Here is a 21,837-nt window from a genome sequence, read left to right as displayed (position 1 = left end):
CATAGCCATCGCCTGTGGCCCGCGGGTTCCTTCCTCGGGGACTTTCGTACGCCTGCCGGCGCCCGAAACTCTTCACGAACACCGCCGTTTGAGATCACCGCCACCGTGTACTATGCTAAACCACGTCGGCCCGGACGCTTACCCAGGTTCAGCATATCCGGTTCAGCCCCGCGCATCCTCGCCGCTGGCATCCTCGGCCGCAAGGTGATCGCCGACCCGCTGCATCAGCCAGTCCCAGGCTTCTTTTTCGCCCTCGCCCGCAGTCTTTTCGATGGCGATCGAAAGGTAGGCGATTTCCGCCTCGATCTTGTCGCGCGGCAGCATGCCGAGCCGGCTGACCAGGATGGCCAGTTCCAGCACCGCCGCCTTGGCGCGGTTGAAGCCGGTGAACGGCGCATGCGTTTCCTCCTGCACCACGCGGCAGAAATGGCGAGGCCGCATGGCGTCGTCATCCACGCTTTCGACTTCGAGGACCGAATGCGCGAGCGCCGCTGCGAGCCGCGGTACCGGGAACCCGTCGACGGCAACGGTCGGCCAATGCTTGCGGCCGGTCAGGCAGCCGGCAAAGATGCGCACGTCATCGGTGTAATTGGCAATGGCGAACGGCACTTCGGCGAGATTGTCGAGCGTGATCGACGGCCGGAACGGCGCGATGACCCAGCCGTCCTTCTCGGCGATGATGCCGATCGGCGCGATGTGGACGTCGCCGGCTTCGTTGACCGTGGTGATGATCGATTCGCGAATGAACGGCATGGTTTAGCGCTCTTTCTTCGCGCGAAGCGTGGGGCCCGCTTCGGCAAGACGGCTGCGGTCGGTTTCGGGAGCCGGCGCGGCAACGCCCCATGCGAGCGGCTCGTCCTGCACATAGCGCTTGCCGAGGCGCCACGCGATCTCGGCCTTCATCAGTTCGGCGCCGAGATAGAACGCGTGTGCTCCATCCGCCTCAACGCCAAGCCCGGCAAAGAGTTCGAACGCATCGGTGGCAACCGCGTGCCCCTTGCCGTTGAAAACATGGATGCCGTCCTCGGCGGTCATGATGCGGAAGTTGGTGTCGCGCACCTCCGCCGCCAGTGCGGCGATATCCTCGGTCGAGGCGGTGAACGGCTTGCGGTCGTGAACCTGCAGCAGTCCTGGATGGTAACTTCGCGGCAGCGCACCGTCACTCTTGGCGGCAAACAGGATGCGGCGGGCAATGTCGTGCTCCTCGATGGTTCGCAGCGTGTGCGGGCTGACGTGCACGGCAAGCACGTTTCGGATCTGAAGTTCCGAGCAGAGCCCGGCCAGAACCGCAGTAACGCCGGAACTGTCGGCGTCGGTCAATTCGGTGAGATTGCCGGTGCCCATCAGCAGCTCGACCTCAGGCCAGCGGCGGCGCGCCTCGATGAAACGCCCGAGTGAGGCGGCAAAGCCGAAATGGATCGGGTCGAGCACCGGATCGGCGATGAAGGCGACGCCGGCCTGTTGCGCCGCTTCGATGGCCCGGCCGAGCGAATCCAGGTCGCCGGGCGTGGCCGGGATCAAAACTGGCACGGCCCCGCAATCGAAGGCCAGCGGCAGCGTGTTCTCATCGAGGCTGAGAAGATAGTCCGCACCGGCGTGCGCGCCGATCGACAGTTCGTCGGTGCTGGCCGAATCGACGCTGACCAGAAATCCCTGTGCCTTCAGTTCGCGCACCGCCTCGTCCAGCAACGGAAACGGTGTTTCCGGCAGGCAGCCGAGATCGATGACGTCGGCGCCGGCCGCGGCCAGCGTCCGTGCTCTCGCCACCAGCGCCTCGACCGACAGCATCGGCGCATCGACGATTTCGGCGAAGATGCGCATGTCGTGACGCGAAAGGTCAGGCGGCTCGCCCGCGCGGCCGAGAAAGGCCGGCAGATCGGCGATCTCGTCGGGCCCGCGCACGAAGGGCACGCCGAAATGGTTCGACAGATGCTCGATGTCGCCGCGATAGCGGCCGGGCAGGATGACGCGGTCGGTGCCGCCTGCGAGGCTGAGTCGCCGCTTGATGATGTCTTCGCTCATCAGCGCCGCGACCTTGACGCCTATGTCGATGGTCTCCCAGGCAAATTCGGTTTCGCCCAGTCCGGCCAGCAGCCTTTCCAGCCGGACCTTGGCCAGATGGCCGGTAAGAAAGACCAGCCGCTCAGCCATGGCTTGCGAGTTCGGCGTGGCGCCGCCTGACCGAGGCTTCGAGATCGGCAAGCGACTCGACCACCTGGGTTCGCTCAAAACTCTTCAGCTGGTTGGTATTCTCCAGGTCGATGCTGCGCGGATAGACCTTGACCAGCCCATGCGGCGCCATGGTTTCGAGTTCCGGCGCGGTGTCGCAGGCAAAGACGATGGCCGGCACCCGGCATTTTCCGGCCTGGGCAAAGACGTTTGTGGCGAGCGTGTCGGAAATACCGTGCACGCATTTGGCGACCGTGTTGGAGCTGGCCGGCGCCACCACCACCGTATGATAGACGCCGTGATAGAATTCGCCGACCGGGATCGCGCTCGCCGTCTTGTCGTGCAGCACGCGCGTCGTCTCCGGGAAATCGAGCTTGAGCTTGTACATGCGCAGCACTTCGCTGGCGGCTTTCGACACGAAGACATCGCAATGCTCGATCTGGTGAATGAGTGCAAAGCTCTCCGTAAAAAAATGACCGGAACCGGTCAAAACCCATGCCCAGCGCGGCGTATGCAGCGTCGCCATCGCCTACCCTGCTTTCCTTGCCGGCCGGGTCGGGGCCGCGATCGCAATGCCGGGCAGAGTGCCCGCCGCGAGCAGCGCCCCGGCCTCGGCGGCATCTTTCGGGCCGGCGAGATGGACATCGACACCGTCGGGCAGCATGGCGGCGAAGCCGGCGTCGACGATGCCTCTGACCGCCAGGCTGTCGATCGTGTCGCTGCCGGAGAAGGCGCCGGTCTGCTTGATCAAGAGCAGCGCGTTCGCGCCGCGCTTGCCGGCAAGCCAGGCGGCAAGGGAATCGGAGGTAACATCCCAGGACGCCGGAATGTCCGGCGCCGGCAGCGCCAATGACGACGGCAGCCACACCGGGATCTTCCCCGCGTCCAGCGCCCGCCGCATTTCTTCCAGCGACCGTGCCGGCACCAGCCTTTCGTCACGGTCGAGGATGACCTGGGCGAACTGCTCCATGGCGAGGATCGCCATGGCGTGGGCGGCGGTGTCGGAAAAATCCATGTAAATCTGCGTCTCGCGCACCTGGTCGGCGAACAGGCCGCCGCCGGGCACGATGACGATCGGCAGCTTGGAACCCGCCAGCGCCGCGATCCAGCTTTCCAGTTCCGCCGCATGGACGGTGCTGCCGCCAAGCTTGACGACGGACGGCTTGACGGCGGCTCGCCTGATCGCCTCGGGCCTTTCCTGTCGCGGCCGGGAAGCAGCGCCTTGGTCTTTTCGACCGGCAGGGCCGGAGGCGACGCCGCGACCTGCCGATTGGCGCTTGCGTTCGATCTCGACGCCGACGCCGCCTGGGCCGAGTTCGAGTTTTTCCACCCTTACCGTGACCCGCACGACACGCGGGTTCTCCAGGATGTAGGTCGCCACCTGCTCGGCCAGGGCCTCGCTAAGCTGGACGTGGCCCCGCGCAACAATGGTGCGAATGCCGTCCATGATGATGTCGTAGGAGAACACATGGCGCATGTCTTCGGGATGGTCGGTGACTTGCAGCACGTCGGCGGTCACGTCGAAACGCACTTTTTGGGTATGGCCGTGCTCAAAACTGTAGGCGCCGATCTGGACCGGCAGGACAAAGTCCCGCACGAAGATCTTGTCGGTGCCCAGTGTCGGGTCGGTGCCCGGCGAATAGCCCCTCGCCGCCAGCAGGCGGTAGTCGACGCTCGACGCGCCGCCGGCCCGGGATGCTTCCGGGATCAGTTCGCGGATCTGCGCAACCGCCTCGGCGCTGATCGAACCCACGCGGCCGGAATCGCCGCACAGCGCCCCGCGAAAGCCGAGAAAATCGGGAGCGAAGGGCAGCAGGCGTGGAATATCAGGGGCTTCCAGCGATCCGCTCAGCCCAACCATGAGGCCGAGCGATTTCGCTCGATCGACGAATCCCGGGATACGCTCGGGCGGCAGATGGTCGAGCAGCCGCCCGTTGGCCTTGTTGGCAGTGTCGACCATGGCGCCATGGAAGCGATGTTTGGCAAGCATCGGCAGAAGCTCGAAATCCGGCGCCAGGTCAGCGAAAAGCACGGCGATCAGTTTCGTTCGCGGGGCGAGCGGCGCGAGCGCCGCCGCACAAGCCGCAACATTTGCCGACGGAAACAAACCTATCTTGACGTAATCGGCGCCGGCGGCAGTGATCTCTTCGGCCCTGGCGCGGATCGTCTCCGGTTCCATCGGCAGGTCGCCGCAGACCGCGCTGACCGGCGCCCGGCCGGCGATCAGCGAAATCGTCCGGCGGATGGTCTGCGTGGACACCGCGCCCAGCGCTCCCGCCTTCGGATCCTTCAGGTCGATGATGTCGGCACCGCCTGAAAGCGCGATCTCCGCCTCGTCGACGCCGGTGATGCTGGCCAGCATTCTGGTCATTGACGGACTTTCTCCGGCATGAGGAAAAGGACGCTTTTGGGCCCGAATACCAGAATCCGCTCGGCCGCCGTTCGGGCGAGCAGGCATGGCACTAAAGCAGACGTGAGCAGTCCACTTTCAGGGTTTGATAAAATTTGCGGGTCAGCTAAGCTCATCACGGGCACCTTGACTTCGCGCCGCTCCGACAACAATCGGACTTTAGCGCAAGAACGGGGTAATTTTATCGATGACGAGCGCGGTGCCGGGCACTCTGGCGGCCTTTTTGTGCTTTTTTTCCCTGACCGTCAACGTTGCGGGCGCGCTCGCCCAGGAAGCGACGGGCAAGCAGCCGGCCGCAACGGCCAAGCCGGAAAAAAAGCTGACCGAGATCAAGATAGGCTATTTGCGCGCCTATGCGCCGCAGCTGGCCTTGTCGGTGCTCGACGTCCCGCCGCGCGATGAAGGCGTTGCCGGCGGCAATGTGGCGATTGCCGACAACAACACGACCGGCAGCTTCCTCGGCCAGAAATTCAGCCTCGACGTGACCGAGGTGAAGCCGGATGCCGATGTCGTCCCGGCCTTCCAGGAAATGATCGCCAAGGGCAACCGCTATGTGGTCGCAGACCTCTCGGCCAGGCAGTTGCTGTCGATCGCCGATCTTGCCCGCGACAACGGCGTTTTGATCTTCAACGCTGGCGCCACCGACGACAGTCTTCGCGAGGAGGAATGCCGCGCCAGCATCTTCCACACCATCCCGACGCGCAGCATGCTGGCCGACGGGCTGGCGCAGTATCTCATCTGGAAGCAATGGCGGCGCTGGGTGCTGATCTACGGCTCGCACGAGCGCGACCAGCTTTTTGCCGAGGCGCTGCGCCGGGCGGCGACGCGCTTCGGCGGCGAGATCGTCGGCGAAAAACTGTTCGAGGATACCGGCACGGCGCGGCGGACCGATTCCGGCGTCGTCCAGATCCAGCGGCAGATGCCTGTCTTCACCCAGGACCTGCCGGAGCACGATGTGCTGCTGGTCGCCGACGAAAGCGAGGTGTTCGGCACCTACGTTCCGTTCCGCACCTGGATTCCGCGGCCGGTCGCCGGCACCGCCGGCCTCACCCCCTTGGCCTGGCATCCGGCCAGCGAGCAATGGGGCGGCACCCAGATCCAGAACCGCTTCGCCAAGGCAAACGGCCGCCGCATGGTGTCGAAGGACATGGCGGCGTGGACCGCGGTGCGCATCCTCGGCGAGGCGGCGACCCGCACGCAGGGCGCCGACCCGCGCAAGATGGCCGATTTCATCCGCTCCGACGATTTTTCGATCGCCGCCTTCAAAGGGCAGAAACTGACCTTCCGCAAATGGAACCAGCAGTTGCGGCAGCCGATCTTCCTCGGCGACACCAGGTCGGTCGTCTCGACATCGCCGCAGGAGGGATTTTTGCACCAACTGTCGGAGCTCGATACGCTCGGGGTCGATGAGCCGGAAACAAAATGCGTGCTTAAGTAGAAAAGTTCGGGAGGAATTTCAGTGCAGAGACGAGCTTGCGCACTCGCCATAGTTGCGACCGGCCTCATGGCCGGTCCGGCGTCGGCCTACATGGCCTATGTCTCCAACGAGAAAGACAATACAATGACCGTCGTCGACACCGCGACGATGCAGGTGGTGAAGACCGTCAATGTCGGGCAGCGTCCACGCGGCATCACCATCTCGCACGACGGCAAGCACATTTATCTCTGCGCCAGCGACGATGATTCGATCGAGGTCATCGACACGGCGTCGCTGGAGATCGTCGACACCTTGCCTTCCGGGCCCGACCCGGAGCTGTTCGTGCTGTCGCCTGACGGCAAGACGCTCTATGTCGCCAATGAGGACGACAATCTCGTCACCGTCATCGACATCGAGGGCAAGAAGGTGCTGGCGGAAATCCCGGTCGGCGTCGAACCGGAGGGCATGGGTGTCAGCCCGGACGGCAAGACCATGGTCAACACGTCGGAAACGACGAACATGGCGCATTTCATCGATACGTCGACGCACGAGATCACCGACAACGTGCTGGTGGATGCGCGTCCGCGCTTCGTCGAGTTCACCCCCGACGGCAAGCAGGCCTGGGTGAGTGCCGAGATCGGTGGCACGGTTTCGGTGATCGACAATCAAACGCGCGAAGTCGTCCAGAAGATCACCTTCGAGGTTGCCGGCCTGAGGCCCGAATCCATCCAGCCGGTCGGTGTGCGCATCACCGCCGACGGCAAGAAAGCCTATGTGGCGCTCGGGCCGGCCAACCGCGTCGCGGTGGTCAACACCCAGACATACGAGGTCGAGAAATACGTGCTGGTCGGCCAACGCGTCTGGCAGCTTGCTTTCACCCCGGACCAGAAGACCATCATCTCGACCAACGGCGTGTCGAACGACATCACCTTCATCGACGTGGCGACCGACGAGCCGGTGCAGTCGGTGACCGTCGGCGCGCTGCCGTGGGGCGTCGTCGTCTCGCCCAATTGAATTCCGCCAAATGAACCGTTGAATAAACCAAGTGAATCAAGCCGACAGAAAAACAGCAGAAGGGCAGGAAATCATGCGGAAATTTCGGGCAGTCGCTTTCGCCGCGCTGGTGAGCATGGCGCTCACCCAGGGCCAGGTCTCGGCGCAGGACGGCGATGACGATGACGCCGCCGCCGGAGCGGCCAGCACGGAGGCCAGTCCGAAAGCCGAGAAGGCGACCCGGGCCAGCAAGGACGTGCCGGAACTTATCCTCGGCAGCAAGGAAGACCAGTTCACCGCCAACCAGAAGGATTTTGAGCTGATCGCCGGCCAGGGCTATCGCTGGAAGATCACCGCGGCCGGCGGGCTGGAGTACAAATTCCACACCGACCTGTTCCGCAATGTGTGGAACAACCAGATCGTCATCAACGACCTCGAGGTGCACATGAACGGCGCACCCGCATGGCTCGAATTCGACGCCGACGGCACCATCCAGGTACAGTTCACCACCGTGAGGCCCGGCATCTACACATGGTCGGTGCCCGACCTCGCCGACAAGGGCATGAAGGGCACGATCACGATCAAGTAAGGTTTGAAAAGCAGGACCTGCGCGATCGCGCCCCGTGGGCTAGACTTGGGCCAGACTATTGTCGACGACAAGGGAGCCAGCCGGCGTGCAGCATGTGAGGACAAGCGGACCGGGAGATCAGGTGGCGGCGCTCGACGTCGCCGCCGTCAGCCATTCCTATGGTTCGAAGCCGGCGCTCAACGACGTCTCGTTCTCGATCGCGCCGGCGACGTTCACCGTTCTTCTCGGTCTCAACGGCGCAGGAAAGACGACCCTGTTCTCGCTGATCAGCCATCTTTACGACACGCGCCGCGGATCGATCCGCATCTTCGGCCATGACGTCAGCCGCGCTTCGGGCGAGGCGCTCAGGCGGGTCGGCATCGTGTTCCAGGCGCGCACGCTCGACCTCGATCTCAGCGTCTACCAGAACCTCTCCTACCACGCCGCGCTGCATGGCATCGGCGGACGCGAGGCCCGGCAGCGCATTGCCGCGCTGCTCGATATCGTCGACATGCCGGGCCGTCAGCATGACAAGGCGCGCAGCCTTTCCGGCGGCCAGATGCGGCGCATCGAGATCGCCAGGGCGCTGCTCCACCGCCCGTCGCTGCTGCTGCTCGATGAGGCGACGGTCGGTCTCGACATCCAGTCGCGCGCCGGCATTCTCGCCACCATCCGCAAGCTCGTCGAAACCGAGGGCATCGGCGTGCTGTGGGCAACGCATCTGATCGACGAGGTTGACGACGGCGACCATGTCGTCGTGCTGAGCCAGGGCGAACTGGTCGCCAAGGGCAAGGTGGCCGATGTCGTCAGGACGAGCGGCGCCGGCTCGATCCGCGACGCCTTTTCCAGGCTCAGCCGCATCGAGGCGGCCGGCACCGCGGGGATATCGCCATGAGCGCTCCTTCAATGCCCGAAAAAGTCGCCGGCATCATCCCGGCAAAGTTCGAAAAATTCGGCCTGCGCCACTATCTCATTTGCCTCAAAGGCGTCGTCCTGCGGGAATGCCTGCGCTTCCTGCACCAGCGCGAGCGCTTCATATCCTCGCTGGTTCGGCCGCTCATCTGGCTGTTCATCTTTGCCGCCGGATTCCGGCAGGTGCTCGGCGTGTCGATCATCCCGCCCTACAAGACCTACGTGCTCTACGAGGTCTACATCACGCCGGGCCTGTGCGGCATGATCCTGTTGTTCTCAGGCATGCAGTCTTCGCTGTCGATGGTTTATGACCGCGAGATGGGCAACATGCGCACCCTTTTGGTCAGCCCCTTCCCGCGCTGGTTCCTGCTGGTGTCGAAGATGCTCGCCGGCGTCTCCGTATCGATCGCACAGGTCTATGCGTTCCTGATCGTTGCCTGGTTCTGGGGCGTCAAGGCGCCGCCGATCGGCTATCTCATGGTGCTGCCGGCGCTGTTCCTGTCGGGCATGATGCTTTGCGCGCTCGGCATGCTTTTGTCGTCGATGATCAAGCAGCTCGAAAATTTCGCCGGCATCATGAACTTCGTCATCTTTCCCGGCTATTTCGCCTCGCCGGCGCTCTACCCGTTGTGGCGCATCCAGGAGGCGAGCCCGCTGCTGCACAAGATCTGCCTCGCCAATCCGTTCACCTATGCCGTCGAACTGATCCGCTTCGCCTTCTACGGCCAGATCGAGTGGCTTTCGCTGGGCGTCGTTGCCGGCTGCACTGTTCTGTTCCTTGCCGCCGCCATCATCGCCTACGACCCTTCGCGCGGCCTGGTGACCCGCAAACAAGACACCGGAGGAAATGGCTGATGGCACGAATGAGCCTTGTTCGCAGCCTGGCTGTGGTTGCCATGCTCGCGCCGAGCGTGAACGCCAGGGCAGCGAATACCGATCCGGATTGGCCCTGCATACAGCGCAAGGTGCCGCAACTCTCGCTCGGCCAGATCTGGAACGGGCCGGAGCTTCCGCCAGCGGCGAAGAATTTTTCGAAGGACCCTGCCGTCTCCGGCCTGGTCGAGGAGGTGGCGGCCCGGCGGATGCCGATTGCCGAAGCCCAGAAGAAAATCAAGGATTTCGCCGCCTCGCTGCCGGCCGAGCAGCTTGCGCCGAAAATGGCGATGCTGGTGCAAGGCATGTTCGATCACATGGACGCCGAGCGTTCGCAGGTGATCTCAGGCATTTCCCGTTACGCCCACAAGCAGCTCGAAATGGCCGCCGCCTTGCGCAAGGAAGCGTCCAACGTCGATGCGTTGCGGGCAAAGCCGGATGCGAATCCCGACGACATCGAACGGCGAACCGAGCAGCTGAAATTCGCAACGCGAATTTTCAATGAACGCGTCCAATCACTGACTTACGTCTGTGAAGTGCCGACGATCATCGAGCAGCGGCTTTATCAATTGTCCAAGGCCGTCTCGGAAACCCTCGCCGCGAAGAAGTAGACCCTCTATTTCCGCAACGGATCTTACGTTCCCCGGCCGGGCAGCACGCGCCAGCGCTGCACGAAATAACCGGGATGCGTCTCGATCCACTGGGCTACCAGCGGCTGCGCCTGCATGAAGGCGGTCCCTGGGTTCATCGCCAGGCCGTCCACCATCTGTTCGCGTTGTTCACAGGTCTGCGGCACATCCGTCAAGCAGACCATCATAACCAGCGTATAAAGCATTGCCCCATTACCCCCATCGAATCCCGAACCCCATGCCCGGGAGTTTCAGTGATACCGACCAGTCTGCAGGGTCGCACATACAGATCGCTTACGGGTGTGAAAGGACGTGCCCCCGCTCTTTCGCACCGCAATATAACATATCGCTTATCTAACACCTACAACCGCCGGTCGTTGTTCTAGGCAATTGCTTCAGGTTGCGCTGCGCCAATGCGGCGCCGATGTTTCCGGCGTCGATGATTCCGATCTTCACGGGGTGTCTTAGATGTCGTCAGACCGGCAGCCCGTTCTGCTTGCGCAGGCTCTTGTCGAATGCGGATGCGGGGACGAAACGGCGCAGGAGACTGACCTGGCGCGCCATTTTTCCCGCGGCATAGCGCCGCTTCGGAACGGGATCGGTCGCAGCCGCCAAAACCGTCTTGGCGACCAATTCGGGCGAATCGCCTTTTTCCATTGCTTTCCGCACGACTGCGTTCATGCCAGCGCGCGCAGCGTCATAGATATCAAGCAACTGGTCCGGCTTGGCTAGATTATCTTCAAAGGACGTGCGGGTATAAGCGGGTTCGACCAATGCAACGCGAATCCCGAACGGGCGCAGTTCATGGTCGAGCGATTCGGAATAGCCTTCGATGGCATGTTTGGTCGACGCATAAAGCGCGAAATAGGGGGCTGGGATGAACCCCTGCACCGAACTCAGATTGACGATCCTACCCTTGCCTTGTCGGCGCATTATCGGCAGGACCGCGTTGGTCACGCGGAGCACGCCGAAGACGTTCACATCGAACAGTGCCTGAGCCTGGATCATTGAGGACTCTTCCGCGCCACCAAACAGACCCATGCCGGCATTGTTGACGAGCAGATCGATGCGCCCGGTCTCGGCCAGCACGTCATCGACCAGTTTCGCCACCGACGCGTCATCGGTCACGTCACAGGACAGCATGGTCAGGCCGTCGGAGTTTTTGGCGGCTGCGCGACGGCTGGTGCCGAACACGCGAAAACCGGTGCTTTGCAAAGCTATGGCCGTCGCGCGCCCGATGCCGGAGGACGCCCCCGTCACCAGGGCGACGCCAGGATTGGTCTTGTTCATGGAAATCATTTCTTTCTTTGGGTTGGACTGATTTTGGATTGGCGTGGGAGAAGCACGAAGGTCGGAGGCGTCAGTTATGAGCGCCTCTGGCGTTCGCACCGGCGAGTTCATCCGTCCAGCGCCGGAACAGCGCGCTGGCGTTGACGCCGCCAAAGCCGAAGCCGTTTGAGATCGCGTAGTCCATTGTCATCGGCCGGGCCTGGTTTGCGACGAAGTCGATGCCGTCGCCGGCTGGATCCGGCGCGCCCAGATTGAGGGTTGGCGGCGCCACCTGATCCCTGAGCGCCAGGATTGCGAAGATGGCTCCAAGCCCGCCGGCGGCTCCGAGCAAATGTCCGGTCGCCGATTTGGTTGCGCTGACGGCTATGGTGGAATCTGCGCCGAAGAGTGTTTTGATCGCCGCCATTTCCCCGAGATCACCGACCGGCGTGGAGGTCGCGTGCGCATTGAGGTGGCGAACCTCACGCGGCGAAATGCCGGCTTGGGCAATTGCGATCTGCATGGCTCGGCGCGCCCCGTCGCCATCCTCGGGACCGGAGGTGACGTGATGAGCATCCGCCGTCGTGCCGTAGCCGACGAGCTCGGCGAGCGGTTTCGCACCGCGCGCCAGCGCGTGGCTCAACGCCTCGACGACCAGCACGCCGGCTCCTTCGCCCATGACGAAGCCGTCCCGCGACACGTCGAACGGCCGTGACGCCTGAGCCGGCGCCCAGTTGAAGCCGGTTGAAAGGGAGCGTGCGGCAGCAAACCCACCGAGACTGACGATGTTCATGCAGGCTTCGGTTCCGCCGCACACGGCGATATCGGCTTCGTTGGCGCGGATGAGGCGAGCCGCATCGCCGATCGCCTGGATGCCGGCCGCGCACGCCGTCACCGGTGCGCCGAGCGGCCCCTTGAAGCCATGGCGGATCGAGATGTGGCCCGCCGCGAGGTTTACCAGGAAGGACGGCACCGTAAACGGCGACAGGCGGCGGACGCCGCGCTGGTCGACCGTGCGCACCGCCTCGGTTATGGCGGGGAAGCCGCCGATGCCGGACGCGATGATCGTGGCCGTGCGCAGGCGATCCGCTTCCGAGACAGGCGTCCATCCTGCTTGCGAGAGGGCCTCTTGTGCAGCGGCGAGCCCGAAGATGATGAACCGGTCTACCTTGCGCTGGTCCTTCGCAGCCAGGACGGTACCCGGATCGAAACCAGCCTCCGGTTCGTCTTCCAGCGAGGGAACCACCCCGCCGATCTTCGCCGGCAGGTCTCCCACGACATCGTCCGGAAGCCTGCGGATGCCCGAGCGACCGGCCAGGAGCCGCGACCACGACGTTTCGACATCGGCAGCAAGGGGCGTGACCGCTCCCATGCCTGTAACAACAATCCGTCGCATCTATTTTCCTATCGATTTGGCTGCGCCGCCGGCGCTGCGCGCGCCGTTCAAGCGCCGGCTGCTTCGCGAACCTGTTCGGTCGCCGCGTCCAGGAAGGCCTGGGCGAGATCCGGATCGTTGACGACGCGCGACAGCATCAGCGCACCGACCATCGTCGAAAGAATGGCCATGGCCTTTCTGTCGGGCTCCTCAGCATTGGCCTCGGCAATGAAACGGCCGAGGATTTCGAGATGCTCCTTGATCCCGGCTTCGAACGACGCTCTCACCTCGCTGCCCTGTCTGGCGGCATCCGAGCCGAGCGCGACAATCGGGCAGCCGTCCATCTTTTCTCCGCGATGGCCCATGCTGAGGTAGAATGCGATCACCGCGCCAAGCGGATCCTCGGATTTTGCCGCAGTCGCGGCCGACCACCGCAGCGTGGCGCTCTCCATCGCCCGCCTCGACGCCTGCACCGCCAGATCGTCCTTGGAGGCGAACTGCTTGTAGAACGCGCCCTGGGTCAGCCCGGCAGCCTGCATCAGGTCTTTGAGGCCGATGCCGTCAAAGCCGCGCTCCCGAAAAAGCCGGCTTGCCACATTGATCACGGTTTCGCGGTTTTCCGCCGCCTGAATGCGACTCACACGCATGTAGACCTCCTTAAATTAGCTTGCGTTCGACATCTATAACAGATATAGAGTACGAACGCAATCCAATTTGGAGGAGAGGTCAAATGCTATATAGTCATATCGTCGGGAAATCGATCCGGCAGAGCTTCGACCACGTCAACAACCATCGCTGGGATGAGGCGGTAAAAGCACTCGTGCCGCATGTCCATCACCGCGTTTCCGGCGCCCACGCGCTTGGTGGTGAGCGCCACGACAAGGAAGCCGTGCGCCGCTGGTTTGAGCGCCTCGGCCGCGTCCTGCCCAATCTCCATCTCACGGTCAACCACGTCTGGGTGACGGGCTGGCCGTGGCACACCACCGTGTTTGCCCAGTGGGACGGCACCGCGACGCTGCTCAACGGCGACGCGTCCTACGTCAACAGTGGTCTCCACGTATTCACCCTGCGGTGGGGCAAGGTCTATGCGCTTGAGGAATTCTACGATTCACAAGCAGCGGCCCGCGGTCTTGCCGCCCAGGCGGCGACTGGCCTCGAAGAAGCTGTCGCCGAACCAATTGTTGGCTAACGGAAGTCAGCGACCCGCAGCGTAACCGCGGGTACGCTAGCCCGTGGCCATGCCGACCCCCATCAGCGCGCGCTCGACGGCCGCTTGCGGGAACCGCTTCGACAGCCGCTCGTCGTTGACGGTCGCGAGAGGAGCACCGCGCCGGCCATTGTCGAGAGAATGGCCTTGCAGCTGGGCTCCTTGCCCCTGCCCTCGCCAACCCAGCTACCGAGCATCCCAGAATATTCCCTGAGCCCCGGCCTCGAAATGATGCCTCACGTTGGCGCCCTGCCTGGCGGCATCCGAACCGAGCGCGTCAATCGGGCAGCCCTCCATTCTGTCTGCGCGATGCGCCATGCGACTCACATGCATCAAAAATTTTCATTTTTTAGATTGCATCCGTAATCTAACTAAGTTATAGAGTTCGAACGAAATCTAAAAGAAGGAGATACGAGATGATCCGCAAAACCCTGAGCGCCTCCGTTCTGGCCGCGCTGTTTGTTGCCGCCCCGGCGTTTGCCGAGGAAGCCATCATAGGACGCCCGATCGAAGCCGGCAGCCTGCACGAGGGCCACCTCGACATGGTGGTCTATTACGTCCCGGCCGAGGGCGACCGCCTGGAGGTCACCGCCACCTTCGCGCCGAAGACCGGCGGCGATCCGCAGCGCGTCGTCATGGGCCTCGCCGACGGCGACTCCGTGGCCTTTTCGATGCCCGGCCACCGCGGCCCGCTCTACGCGTTCTCGCGGTCCGGCGAGGAGGTGACGGTGTCGTCCGAGACAGGCATGCGCGCCGATGCCAATGCACCGACCCGCCTTGCAGACGGCAGCCTGCGTGCTGGGCTCGCGTCCGTCGGGCCGATGTAAAGGTCGAACGCAATCTTTTTTGAGAGGCGACGAACGTGAAAAAGAGACCCGCTGTTATACTGGGGAGCGTGCTGATCGCGATGTCAGGAGCGGCGGCATTTGCCACACTTGCCATTCCTACGCAGGGAGCCTCCGCCGTAGGCGACCCGAGGCAGGAAGCGCCGATCGTCAGACTGGTGACGGCAGCGCCGGTAAAAGGATCCGAACGCGGGTTCACCGGTATTATCGGGGCGAGGGTGCAGAGCGATCTCGGTTTCCGCGTCCCCGGCAAGATCGTGGAGCGGCTCGTGGATGTGGGTCAGGGGGTCAAAGCTGGTCAGCCACTGATGCGCATCGACGACACCGACCTTCGCCTCGCGCTCACGGCGAAGCGCAACGCCGTTGCCGCAGCGCGCGCAACAGTCGTTCAGGCGAAACCGGATGAACGGCGATACGCCAGTTTGCTTAGGGATGGATGGGTCCCCCGCCAGCGCTACGAGCAGGCGAAGGCTGCGGTGGATACGGCCGAGGCGCAACTCGCCGCCGCCGAAGCCGACGCACGGGTCGCCGAGAACGAAGCGATCTACGCGGTCCTGCTGGCGGACGCGGATGGAACGGTGGTCGAAACGCTTGGCGAGCCGGGACAGGTCGTCTCCGCCGGCCAGACAGTGGTCCGGATCGCCAAGGCCGGCTCCCGCGAAGCGGTGGTCGCGCTTCCCGAAACGATCCGGCCGGCGATTGGGTCGGCGGCCGAGGCCAGCGTATATGGCGGCGACGGACGTCGTTATACGGCACGTCTGCGGCAATTGTCGAACTCCGCCGATGCCCGGACCCGTACCTATGAGGCCCGTTATGTGCTCGACGGTGAGGCCGCGGCAGCACCGCTTGGCGCGACGGTAACCATTCGGCTTGCGGGCCAGGCACGCCAGCGCGAAGTCCAACTGCCGCTGGGAGCCGTGCTCGATGACGGCGAGAAGACTGGCGTCTGGGTCCTGGACAACGCCACCTCGACCGTAAAGTTTCAGCCCGTCAAGCTTGTTCGTGTGACCAGCGAAACCGCTGTGGTCTCCGGACTGAACTCCAGCGATCCGATTGTTTCGCTCGGCGCCCATCTCCTGCAGGAGGGCGCTCGCGTCAGGACTGCGTCCGAAATCAGGGGCAACTGATAATGAACCTCAATCTTTCCGCGATCGCCGTTCGTGAACGCGCCGTCACGCTGTTCTTCATCCTCCTGCTGGTGGCCGCCGGCGCCTACGCTTTCGTCATGCTCGGGCGGGCGGAGGACCCCAACTTCACCATCAAAACCCTGACGGTCACGACGGCATGGCCGGGCGCGACGGCGCGCGAGATGCAGGAGCTCGTCGCCGAACCGTTGGAGAAGCGGCTTCAGGAGCTGACCTGGTACGATCGGGTCGAGACGACCACACGGCCGGGTTATGCGTATATGATGGTCACGCTGAAGGACAGCACACCGCCATCAGTCGTGCAGGAGGAGTTCTACCAGGCCCGCAAGAAGCTCGGGGATGAAGCCCGCAACCTGCCGTCGGGCGTCTTCGGCCCCTTCGTCAACGACGAATATTCGGATGTGAGCTTCGCCCTTTATGCGCTGAAGGCCAAGGGCATGCCGATGCGTGAGCTGGCGAGGCAGGCCGAGGCGATCCGCCAGGACCTCCTGCACGTGCCCGGCGTCAAGAAGATCAACATCCTTGGTGAACGTCCCGAACAGATATTCGTCGAATTTTCCTATGCCAAGCTGGCTACCCTCGGCGTATCGGCACAGGACATCGTCGCCGCCTTGCAGCGGCAGAACACCCTCACGCCGGCAGGCTCGATCGACACAAAGGGGCCGCGAGTCTTCATCCGGGTCGATGGCGCTTATGACAGCGTTCAGGCGATCGCCGACACGCCGATTGCCGCCGCGGGGCGGACGCTGAAGCTCTCCGATATCGCCGAAGTCCGGCGCGGCTATGAAGATCCTCCCACATACCTCATCCGACGTCAGGGTGAGCCCACCATCATGCTCGCGGCTGTCATGCAGGAGGGCTGGGATGGTCTCGCGCTCGGCAAGGCGCTGGAGGACAGGACGGCGGCTATCGCACAGACGCTGCCGCTCGGGATGACGCTCGACAAGGTGAGCGACCAGGCCGTCAACATCACCTCGGCGGTTGACGAGTTCATGATGAAATTCGCGATGGCGCTCGGCGTGGTGCTGCTGATCGCCCTGATTAGCATGGGCTGGCGCGTCGGCATCGTCGTGGCGGCTGCCGTCCCCCTGCCGCTAGCCGTCGTGTTCCTCATCATGCTGGAGACCGGCCGGTTCTTCGACCGCATCACGCTCGGCGCCCTCATCCTGGCGCTCGGTCTTCTCGTGGACGACGCCATCATTGCCATCGAGGTGATGGTGGTGAAAATGGAAGAAGGCATGGACCGCATCAAGGCGGCGGCCTATGCGTGGAGCCACACTGCGGCGCCGATGCTGTCCGGAACGCTGGTGACGATCGCCGGCTTCCTGCCGGTGGGCTTCGCGCGCTCGACGGCCGGCGAGTATGCCGGCAACATCTTCTGGGTCGTGGGGTTTGCGCTCATCGTCTCCTGGATCGTCGCCGTTGTCTTCACGCCATATCTTGGCGTGAAGATGCTGCCCGACATCAAACCGGTCGAAGGCGGTCACCAAGCGATTTACGACACGCCGAACTATCGGCGCTTGCGGCGGCTCATCACGTTTGCCGTGCGCCACAAATTCGCAATCTCCGGTATCGTCGCTATCGCCTTCGTGCTTTCCGTTGTCGGCATGGGCTCTCTCAAACAGCAGTTCTTTCCGACATCCGACCGACCCGAAGTGCTGGTGGAGGTTCGCCTGCCGGAAGGCACCAGCATCGAGACGACGACCGCTACGGTCGAGAAGCTCGAAGGCTGGCTGGACGACCAGGCCGAGGCCAAGATCGTCACGAGCTATGTCGGTCAGGGCGCACCCCGCTTCTTTTTCGCAATGGCGCCGGAACTGCCCGATCCTGCCTTCGCCAAGATCGTCGTGCTGACCCCGGACGCCGAGGCGCGTGAGGTGTTGAAGCACCGCCTGCGCGAGGCGGTGGCAGAGGGGCTTGCACCCGAGGCCAATGTCCGCGTCACGCAACTCGTGTTCGGCCCCTACACGCCATTTCCGGTCGAGTTCCGGATTATCGGACCTGATCCCGCGCAACTCTACGGCATATCCGAGAAGGCCCTCGACATCATGCGGGGCGTCCCGGACGTGCGTCAGGCCAACCGCGATTGGGGCAATCGCACACCCGTGCTCCGCTTCGTCCCGGATCAGGATCGACTGAACCTCATCGGCCTGTCGCCGGCGGAAGTGGGCCAGCAACTCCAGTTCTTGCTCACCGGCATCCCCGTTACGCAGGTTCGTGAGGACATCCGCAACGTCCCCATCGTCGCACGCAGCGCCGGCGGCGAGCGGCTGGATCCGACACGTTTGGCGGATTTCTCACTGATGAGCCGGGACGGTCGCCCGATTCCGCTCGACCAGATCGGCCATTCGGAAATCCGTCTCGAAGAGCCGATCCTGAAGCGTCGCGATCGCACGCCTGTCATCACGATCCGCTCGGATATCAACGAAGCGACTCAGCCTCCAGAGGTTTCCAAGGCGATCATGAAGGCCCTTCAGCCGCTGATCGCATCCCTTCCGGCCGGCTATCGCATCGAATTGGGCGGATCGATCGAGGAGGCCGAAAAGGCCAACACCGCGCTGGGCAAAGTCTTTCCGGCCATGATCGCCGCCATGCTGATCGTTATCATGCTGCAGGTGCGATCCTTCTCGACGATGGCCATGGTCATGCTGACCGCGCCGCTTGGCCTCGTCGGTGTCGTGCCGATGCTGCTCACCTTCAACCAGCCCTTCGGGTTCAACGCCATTCTGGGCATGATAGGACTGGCCGGCATCCTGATGCGCAACACGCTGATCCTGACCGAGCAGATCAAGGAGAACCGTGCTGCCGGCCTCGACGACTATCACGCCGTCATCGAGGCGACGGTGCAACGCACCAGGCCCGTGATCCTGACGGCACTGGCCGCCGTGCTGGCCTTCATCCCGCTCACGCACTCCGTCTTCTGGGGATCGATGGCCTATACGCTGATCGGCGGCACGGCGGTCGGCACGGTGCTGATCCTGCTCTTCCTTCCCGCGCTCTATGCCGCGTGGTTCCGGATCAAGCCGACTGCGGACGACGTCCATGAGGAGCCATCCGGCTCGATGGATGAACTGGAAAAGCAAACAGCAATTGCTGCCGAATAGGGCTCTGTTGCGGTGGCGGCGGGTTTCGCTCGCTGGCTTTGCCTGAACATAGGCAGGGCCAGCGGCACGACCTTACCGCTTGCAAATGAACGTTCAGGGCGAGCCCGGCAAATCCATCATCAGTTCTGGAGACATCGATGAATCATCCGGTCGGACCGCGAACGGATCCCGACGAGGTGCGGGCTCGCATCCTGGAGGTGGCGGAGGCGCATTTTCGCCGCATCGGCTACCATAAGACGTCGGTAGCCGACATCGCCTCCGAACTCGGCATGAGCCGGGCGAACGTCTACCGTTTCTTTTCCTCCAGGGATGCAATCAACGAATCCATCTGCAGGCAGGTCGTGAACGAGGTCGCGGACATCGCCGTTGCGATCGCACGCACCAACGCGCCGGCCTTGGAGAAACTCGACCGGCTCCTGACCGCCGTTCACCAGCACAACAAGACGAAATTGATCAAGGAAAGAAGCATGCACGACTTGATCGTCGCCGCCCTGCGCGAGAATCGGGCGGTCATCAAGGCGCATGTCGAGCGAATGTTGGAAATCCTTGAGGCGATCATTCGCGAGGGGACCGAGGCGGGCGAACTCAAGGTCGAGGACCCGGCAGAAGCGGCGCGTGCGGTCAACGCCGCGTTCACGCCGTTCTTCCACCCGATTCTGATCGAGCACTGCGTTCAACACGGTAAAGACACCGAAGCGGGCCTGCGCACGCAGATTCGCTTTGTCCTGAAAGCTCTCGGCAAATCGAACTAGCCGCCCTGGCAGGCGGCTGCCAGCGACGCATTCCGCCCTCAATTCAGGCGCGACCTCCAATGTTCGGTCCTTCGTGCGGATAGAGCTTGCCGAACAGCGGCAGGTACATCGCGCCCTTGCGCATCAGGAAATCGTGGAACGTCGCCATCGCCGGCGAGATCGCGTGATCGCTGCGCATCACCGAAAACCATTGCCGGCGGATCGGCATGCCGACGACGTCGAGGATGACCAGCCGGCCGGCTTCGGTTTCGGCGGCGATGGTGTGGGCAGAGATGAAGGCAATGCCCAGCCCGGCCATCACCGCCTGCTTGATCGTCTCGTTCGAGCCCATTTCAACGCCGAGATCGTCGATGCGGCCGGGCACGTCGCTCAAAAAGATTTCCAGCGAGATGCGCGTGCCGGAGCCGGGCTCGCGGATGAGGAAATGCTCTTCGGCGATCCGCTCCTTGGATATCTCGCGCACTGAGGCCAGCGGGTGGTCGGGCGGCGCGATGATGACCAGCGGGTGATCACCGAAGACCGAGGCACGCACCGGGACTTCCCTCGCCGGGCGTCCCATCAGCGCGATGTCGATGTCGTGGTTCTTAAGACTGTTGATGGTTTCGGCGCGGTTGCCGATGGCGAGCCGCATGTCGATGTCGGGATGTTCCTTCATGAAGCCGGCCATCAGCCGCGGCGCGAAATATTTGGCGGTGGAAACGACGCCGAGCCGCAAGCTGCCGATACGCACGCCCTTGATCGCATCCATCTTGTCTTCGAGCAGGCGAAGCCGCTCCTCGATCGCCTGCGCCGTCTCGACGAAGGCCAGACCTGCGGCAGTCGGACGCATGCCGTCCGACGTCCGATCGAACAAGGCCAACTGGAACTCCTCCTCGACCTGCCGCAACTGGATCGTCACCGCTGGAGGAGACAAGCCTAACACTTTGGCCGCGCTAACGATTTTTCCATGGCTGATGATGGCCTGAACGGTCTTGAATTGCTTGAGCGTGAGGTTTCTCATGCGCCATACTAAATTTTTTTTAGCACGAAAGTAAAGTTATTGAATTTTACTTATCCATGGCAGTTTGTTCTCATTCCCCAATCCGGCCGGAGGAGTTGCGGCTGGATCGGGAGGTTACGATGCCAGCGGCAACGCTCGACGCATTTCTGAATTCCTATCTCGGCCCGCCCGACGAACTGCGTTCGGCAGTCGTCGCGACCGTTCGTCAGCTGACGCAGGCCGCCACCAAGGTCCGCAATACAATCAATCAGGGGGTGCTCGGCACCGCCTTTGCCGGGACCCGCAGCGCCAATGCCGACGGCGACATCCAGAAGGATCTCGACATCTTCGCCGACGACATCTTCCTCGATGCCATGCGCCACGCTCCGGTCGCGCTCTACGCCTCCGAGGAACTGGAGCAGCCGGTCCTGCTCGACAGCCAGGCGCCTCTCGCCATCGCCATCGACCCGCTCGACGGCTCTTCCAACATCGACACCAACGTGTCGATCGGAACGATCTTCTCGCTCCTCCCTGCAACTGGCGCGCCGGACGAAAATCCGGCCGCCTCTTTTTTGCAGCCGGGCGTGAAGCAGCTGGGCGCCGGTTTCTTCATCTACGGGCCGCAGCTGGCACTGGTCCTGTCGCTCGGCAGCGGCACGCATGTCTTCGTTCTCTCGACCAGGCTCGGCACCTTCGTCCAGGCCTACGAGAGCCGGATCATCCCGCAGCGTACCCAGGAGTTCGCCATCAACGCCGCCAACTACCGGCATTGGGACGAGGCGGTGCGGCTCTACATCGACGACTGCCTCGAAGGCACTGAAGGCCCACGCGGAAAGGACTTCAACATGCGCTGGATCGCTTCCCTCGTCGCCGACTGCTACCGCATACTGATGCGCGGCGGCGTGTTCCTCTATCCAGGCGACAAGCGCAAGGGTTACCGCCAGGGACGGCTGCGCCTCGTCTACGAGGCCAACCCGATCGCCTATCTCATCGAACAGGCAGGCGGCGCCGCCACCGACACCATCACCCGCATCCTCGAAATCGAGCCCGAGGGCCTGCACCAGCGCGTGCCCGTGGTGTTCGGATCGGCGCGCGAGGTCGCACGCATCACCCGCTACCACACCGAGCCCAGCGCGATCGGCGAGCGTGCGCCGCTGTTCAGCCGCCGCGGCCTGTTCAGGGCCTGAGCA

General features: G+C 63.4%; 21 protein-coding genes. 12 read left to right on the top strand and 9 right to left on the bottom strand.

All coding sequences use genetic code 11. From position 1 onward, the window contains the following. Window positions 1-162 precede the first annotated feature (162 nt). The 4 genes from AC0L2V_RS14475 to AC0L2V_RS14460 are packed head-to-tail and all read right to left on the bottom strand — an operon-like array spanning window position 163 to window position 4,540. The gene (locus AC0L2V_RS14475; RefSeq protein WP_023797719.1) at window positions 163-753 is read right to left on the bottom strand and encodes a DUF447 domain-containing protein; all 591 of its coding nucleotides are present in this window, start codon (window positions 751-753) and stop codon (window positions 163-165) included. Window positions 754-756: 3 nt separating this feature from the next. Then, window positions 757-2,151: a DUF6513 domain-containing protein gene (locus tag AC0L2V_RS14470; RefSeq protein ID WP_473520435.1), complete on the bottom strand. Its 1,395-nt coding sequence runs from the start codon at window positions 2,149-2,151 to the stop codon at window positions 757-759. Beyond that, window positions 2,144-2,695, bottom strand: a complete 552-nt coding sequence (locus tag AC0L2V_RS14465; protein WP_473520434.1) for a flavoprotein — start codon at window positions 2,693-2,695, stop codon at window positions 2,144-2,146. The genes AC0L2V_RS14470 and AC0L2V_RS14465 overlap by 8 nt, the downstream gene beginning before the upstream one ends. Window positions 2,696-2,698: 3 nt before the next feature. Then, complete coding sequence (locus tag AC0L2V_RS14460; RefSeq protein ID WP_473520433.1) at window positions 2,699-4,540, bottom strand: (5-formylfuran-3-yl)methyl phosphate synthase; 1,842 nt, start codon at window positions 4,538-4,540, stop codon at window positions 2,699-2,701. A 226-nt stretch (window positions 4,541-4,766) separates the two neighbouring features. Between AC0L2V_RS14460 and AC0L2V_RS14455 the strand changes: the two genes are divergently transcribed. From AC0L2V_RS14455 to AC0L2V_RS14430, 6 genes are all read left to right on the top strand, one after another. Next, complete coding sequence (locus AC0L2V_RS14455) at window positions 4,767-6,017, top strand: ABC transporter substrate-binding protein (protein WP_287190915.1); 1,251 nt, start codon at window positions 4,767-4,769, stop codon at window positions 6,015-6,017. A gap of 66 nt (window positions 6,018-6,083) precedes the next feature. After that, the gene (locus tag AC0L2V_RS14450) at window positions 6,084-7,010 is read left to right on the top strand and encodes a YVTN family beta-propeller repeat protein (RefSeq protein ID WP_236391369.1); all 927 of its coding nucleotides are present in this window, start codon (window positions 6,084-6,086) and stop codon (window positions 7,008-7,010) included. Window positions 7,011-7,083: 73 nt separating this feature from the next. Next, window positions 7,084-7,578: a cupredoxin domain-containing protein gene (locus AC0L2V_RS14445; protein WP_473510951.1), complete on the top strand. Its 495-nt coding sequence runs from the start codon at window positions 7,084-7,086 to the stop codon at window positions 7,576-7,578. Between the two features lie 85 nt (window positions 7,579-7,663). Continuing rightward, window positions 7,664-8,452 carry an ATP-binding cassette domain-containing protein gene (locus tag AC0L2V_RS14440; RefSeq protein WP_473510952.1) on the top strand — a complete coding sequence of 263 codons (789 nt, stop codon included), beginning with the start codon at window positions 7,664-7,666 and terminating at the stop codon, window positions 8,450-8,452. Beyond that, window positions 8,449-9,324 (top strand): ABC transporter permease, encoded by an 876-nt coding sequence (locus AC0L2V_RS14435; RefSeq protein WP_473490797.1) that lies wholly within the window; start codon window positions 8,449-8,451, stop codon window positions 9,322-9,324. The genes AC0L2V_RS14440 and AC0L2V_RS14435 overlap by 4 nt, the downstream gene beginning before the upstream one ends. After that, the gene (locus AC0L2V_RS14430) at window positions 9,324-9,953 is read left to right on the top strand and encodes a hypothetical protein (protein WP_473510953.1); all 630 of its coding nucleotides are present in this window, start codon (window positions 9,324-9,326) and stop codon (window positions 9,951-9,953) included. Before AC0L2V_RS14435 ends, AC0L2V_RS14430 begins: the two co-directional genes overlap by 1 nt. 23 nt (window positions 9,954-9,976) lie before the next feature. Here the strand turns inward: AC0L2V_RS14430 and AC0L2V_RS14425 are convergent, their stop codons facing one another. From AC0L2V_RS14425 to AC0L2V_RS14410, 4 genes are all read right to left on the bottom strand, one after another. Then, on the bottom strand, window positions 9,977-10,177 hold the full coding sequence (locus tag AC0L2V_RS14425) for a hypothetical protein (RefSeq protein ID WP_023797709.1): 201 nt from the start codon (window positions 10,175-10,177) through the stop codon (window positions 9,977-9,979). Between the two features lie 268 nt (window positions 10,178-10,445). Then, the gene (locus tag AC0L2V_RS14420) at window positions 10,446-11,261 is read right to left on the bottom strand and encodes an oxidoreductase (RefSeq protein WP_473511203.1); all 816 of its coding nucleotides are present in this window, start codon (window positions 11,259-11,261) and stop codon (window positions 10,446-10,448) included. A 70-nt stretch (window positions 11,262-11,331) separates the two neighbouring features. Next, a complete protein-coding gene (gene fabF / locus AC0L2V_RS14415) occupies window positions 11,332-12,636 on the bottom strand; it encodes a beta-ketoacyl-ACP synthase II (RefSeq protein WP_473520432.1) in 1,305 nt (434 codons plus the stop codon). Between the two features lie 47 nt (window positions 12,637-12,683). Then, complete coding sequence (locus tag AC0L2V_RS14410; protein WP_473510956.1) at window positions 12,684-13,262, bottom strand: TetR/AcrR family transcriptional regulator; 579 nt, start codon at window positions 13,260-13,262, stop codon at window positions 12,684-12,686. A gap of 83 nt (window positions 13,263-13,345) precedes the next feature. On the opposite strand from AC0L2V_RS14410, the gene AC0L2V_RS14405 reads away from it, so the two are divergent. The 5 genes from AC0L2V_RS14405 (at window position 13,346) to AC0L2V_RS14385 (ending at window position 19,668) form a co-directional block, all read left to right on the top strand. Next, a complete protein-coding gene (locus tag AC0L2V_RS14405; protein ID WP_473520431.1) occupies window positions 13,346-13,804 on the top strand; it encodes a nuclear transport factor 2 family protein in 459 nt (152 codons plus the stop codon). A gap of 434 nt (window positions 13,805-14,238) precedes the next feature. Beyond that, window positions 14,239-14,649: a hypothetical protein gene (locus AC0L2V_RS14400; protein ID WP_473520430.1), complete on the top strand. Its 411-nt coding sequence runs from the start codon at window positions 14,239-14,241 to the stop codon at window positions 14,647-14,649. Between the two features lie 35 nt (window positions 14,650-14,684). Continuing rightward, window positions 14,685-15,794: an efflux RND transporter periplasmic adaptor subunit gene (locus AC0L2V_RS14395; RefSeq protein ID WP_473520429.1), complete on the top strand. Its 1,110-nt coding sequence runs from the start codon at window positions 14,685-14,687 to the stop codon at window positions 15,792-15,794. 2 nt (window positions 15,795-15,796) lie between these two features. Then, on the top strand, window positions 15,797-18,916 hold the full coding sequence (locus tag AC0L2V_RS14390; RefSeq protein ID WP_473520428.1) for an efflux RND transporter permease subunit: 3,120 nt from the start codon (window positions 15,797-15,799) through the stop codon (window positions 18,914-18,916). Between the two features lie 137 nt (window positions 18,917-19,053). Next, complete coding sequence (locus AC0L2V_RS14385) at window positions 19,054-19,668, top strand: TetR/AcrR family transcriptional regulator (RefSeq protein ID WP_473520427.1); 615 nt, start codon at window positions 19,054-19,056, stop codon at window positions 19,666-19,668. Between the two features lie 43 nt (window positions 19,669-19,711). Here the strand turns inward: AC0L2V_RS14385 and AC0L2V_RS14380 are convergent, their stop codons facing one another. Then, complete coding sequence (locus AC0L2V_RS14380) at window positions 19,712-20,668, bottom strand: LysR family transcriptional regulator (RefSeq protein WP_473520426.1); 957 nt, start codon at window positions 20,666-20,668, stop codon at window positions 19,712-19,714. A 119-nt stretch (window positions 20,669-20,787) separates the two neighbouring features. On the opposite strand from AC0L2V_RS14380, the gene AC0L2V_RS14375 reads away from it, so the two are divergent. Beyond that, on the top strand, window positions 20,788-21,834 hold the full coding sequence (locus AC0L2V_RS14375; protein WP_023797695.1) for a class 1 fructose-bisphosphatase: 1,047 nt from the start codon (window positions 20,788-20,790) through the stop codon (window positions 21,832-21,834). Window positions 21,835-21,837 lie beyond the last annotated feature (3 nt).

It is taken from the genome of Mesorhizobium sp. WSM4814 (genome assembly GCF_055811595.1).
This window is presented reverse-complemented; position numbering and strand designations above follow the sequence as displayed.

What these genes read in the sequence shown, in the direction of transcription:
- AC0L2V_RS14455 (WP_287190915.1), top strand. Translation starts at nt 4,767, where the DNA reads ATGACGAGCGCGGTGCCGGGCACTCTGGCGGCCTTTTTGTGCTTTTTT.
- AC0L2V_RS14390 (WP_473520428.1), top strand. Translation starts at nt 15,797, where the DNA reads ATGAACCTCAATCTTTCCGCGATCGCCGTTCGTGAACGCGCCGTCACG.
- AC0L2V_RS14460 (WP_473520433.1), bottom strand. Translation starts at nt 4,540, where the DNA reads ATGACCAGAATGCTGGCCAGCATCACCGGCGTCGACGAGGCGGAGATC.
- AC0L2V_RS14445 (WP_473510951.1), top strand. Translation starts at nt 7,084, where the DNA reads ATGCGGAAATTTCGGGCAGTCGCTTTCGCCGCGCTGGTGAGCATGGCG.
- AC0L2V_RS14450 (WP_236391369.1), top strand. Translation starts at nt 6,084, where the DNA reads ATGGCCGGTCCGGCGTCGGCCTACATGGCCTATGTCTCCAACGAGAAA.
- AC0L2V_RS14375 (WP_023797695.1), top strand. Translation starts at nt 20,788, where the DNA reads ATGCCAGCGGCAACGCTCGACGCATTTCTGAATTCCTATCTCGGCCCG.
- AC0L2V_RS14380 (WP_473520426.1), bottom strand. Translation starts at nt 20,668, where the DNA reads ATGAGAAACCTCACGCTCAAGCAATTCAAGACCGTTCAGGCCATCATC.
- AC0L2V_RS14475 (WP_023797719.1), bottom strand. Translation starts at nt 753, where the DNA reads ATGCCGTTCATTCGCGAATCGATCATCACCACGGTCAACGAAGCCGGC.
- AC0L2V_RS14430 (WP_473510953.1), top strand. Translation starts at nt 9,324, where the DNA reads ATGGCACGAATGAGCCTTGTTCGCAGCCTGGCTGTGGTTGCCATGCTC.
- AC0L2V_RS14405 (WP_473520431.1), top strand. Translation starts at nt 13,346, where the DNA reads ATGCTATATAGTCATATCGTCGGGAAATCGATCCGGCAGAGCTTCGAC.
- AC0L2V_RS14420 (WP_473511203.1), bottom strand. Translation starts at nt 11,261, where the DNA reads ATGAACAAGACCAATCCTGGCGTCGCCCTGGTGACGGGGGCGTCCTCC.
- AC0L2V_RS14470 (WP_473520435.1), bottom strand. Translation starts at nt 2,151, where the DNA reads ATGGCTGAGCGGCTGGTCTTTCTTACCGGCCATCTGGCCAAGGTCCGG.
- AC0L2V_RS14400 (WP_473520430.1), top strand. Translation starts at nt 14,239, where the DNA reads ATGATCCGCAAAACCCTGAGCGCCTCCGTTCTGGCCGCGCTGTTTGTT.
- AC0L2V_RS14385 (WP_473520427.1), top strand. Translation starts at nt 19,054, where the DNA reads ATGAATCATCCGGTCGGACCGCGAACGGATCCCGACGAGGTGCGGGCT.
- AC0L2V_RS14435 (WP_473490797.1), top strand. Translation starts at nt 8,449, where the DNA reads ATGAGCGCTCCTTCAATGCCCGAAAAAGTCGCCGGCATCATCCCGGCA.
- AC0L2V_RS14410 (WP_473510956.1), bottom strand. Translation starts at nt 13,262, where the DNA reads ATGCGTGTGAGTCGCATTCAGGCGGCGGAAAACCGCGAAACCGTGATC.
- AC0L2V_RS14425 (WP_023797709.1), bottom strand. Translation starts at nt 10,177, where the DNA reads ATGCTTTATACGCTGGTTATGATGGTCTGCTTGACGGATGTGCCGCAG.
- fabF (WP_473520432.1), bottom strand. Translation starts at nt 12,636, where the DNA reads ATGCGACGGATTGTTGTTACAGGCATGGGAGCGGTCACGCCCCTTGCT.
- AC0L2V_RS14465 (WP_473520434.1), bottom strand. Translation starts at nt 2,695, where the DNA reads ATGGCGACGCTGCATACGCCGCGCTGGGCATGGGTTTTGACCGGTTCC.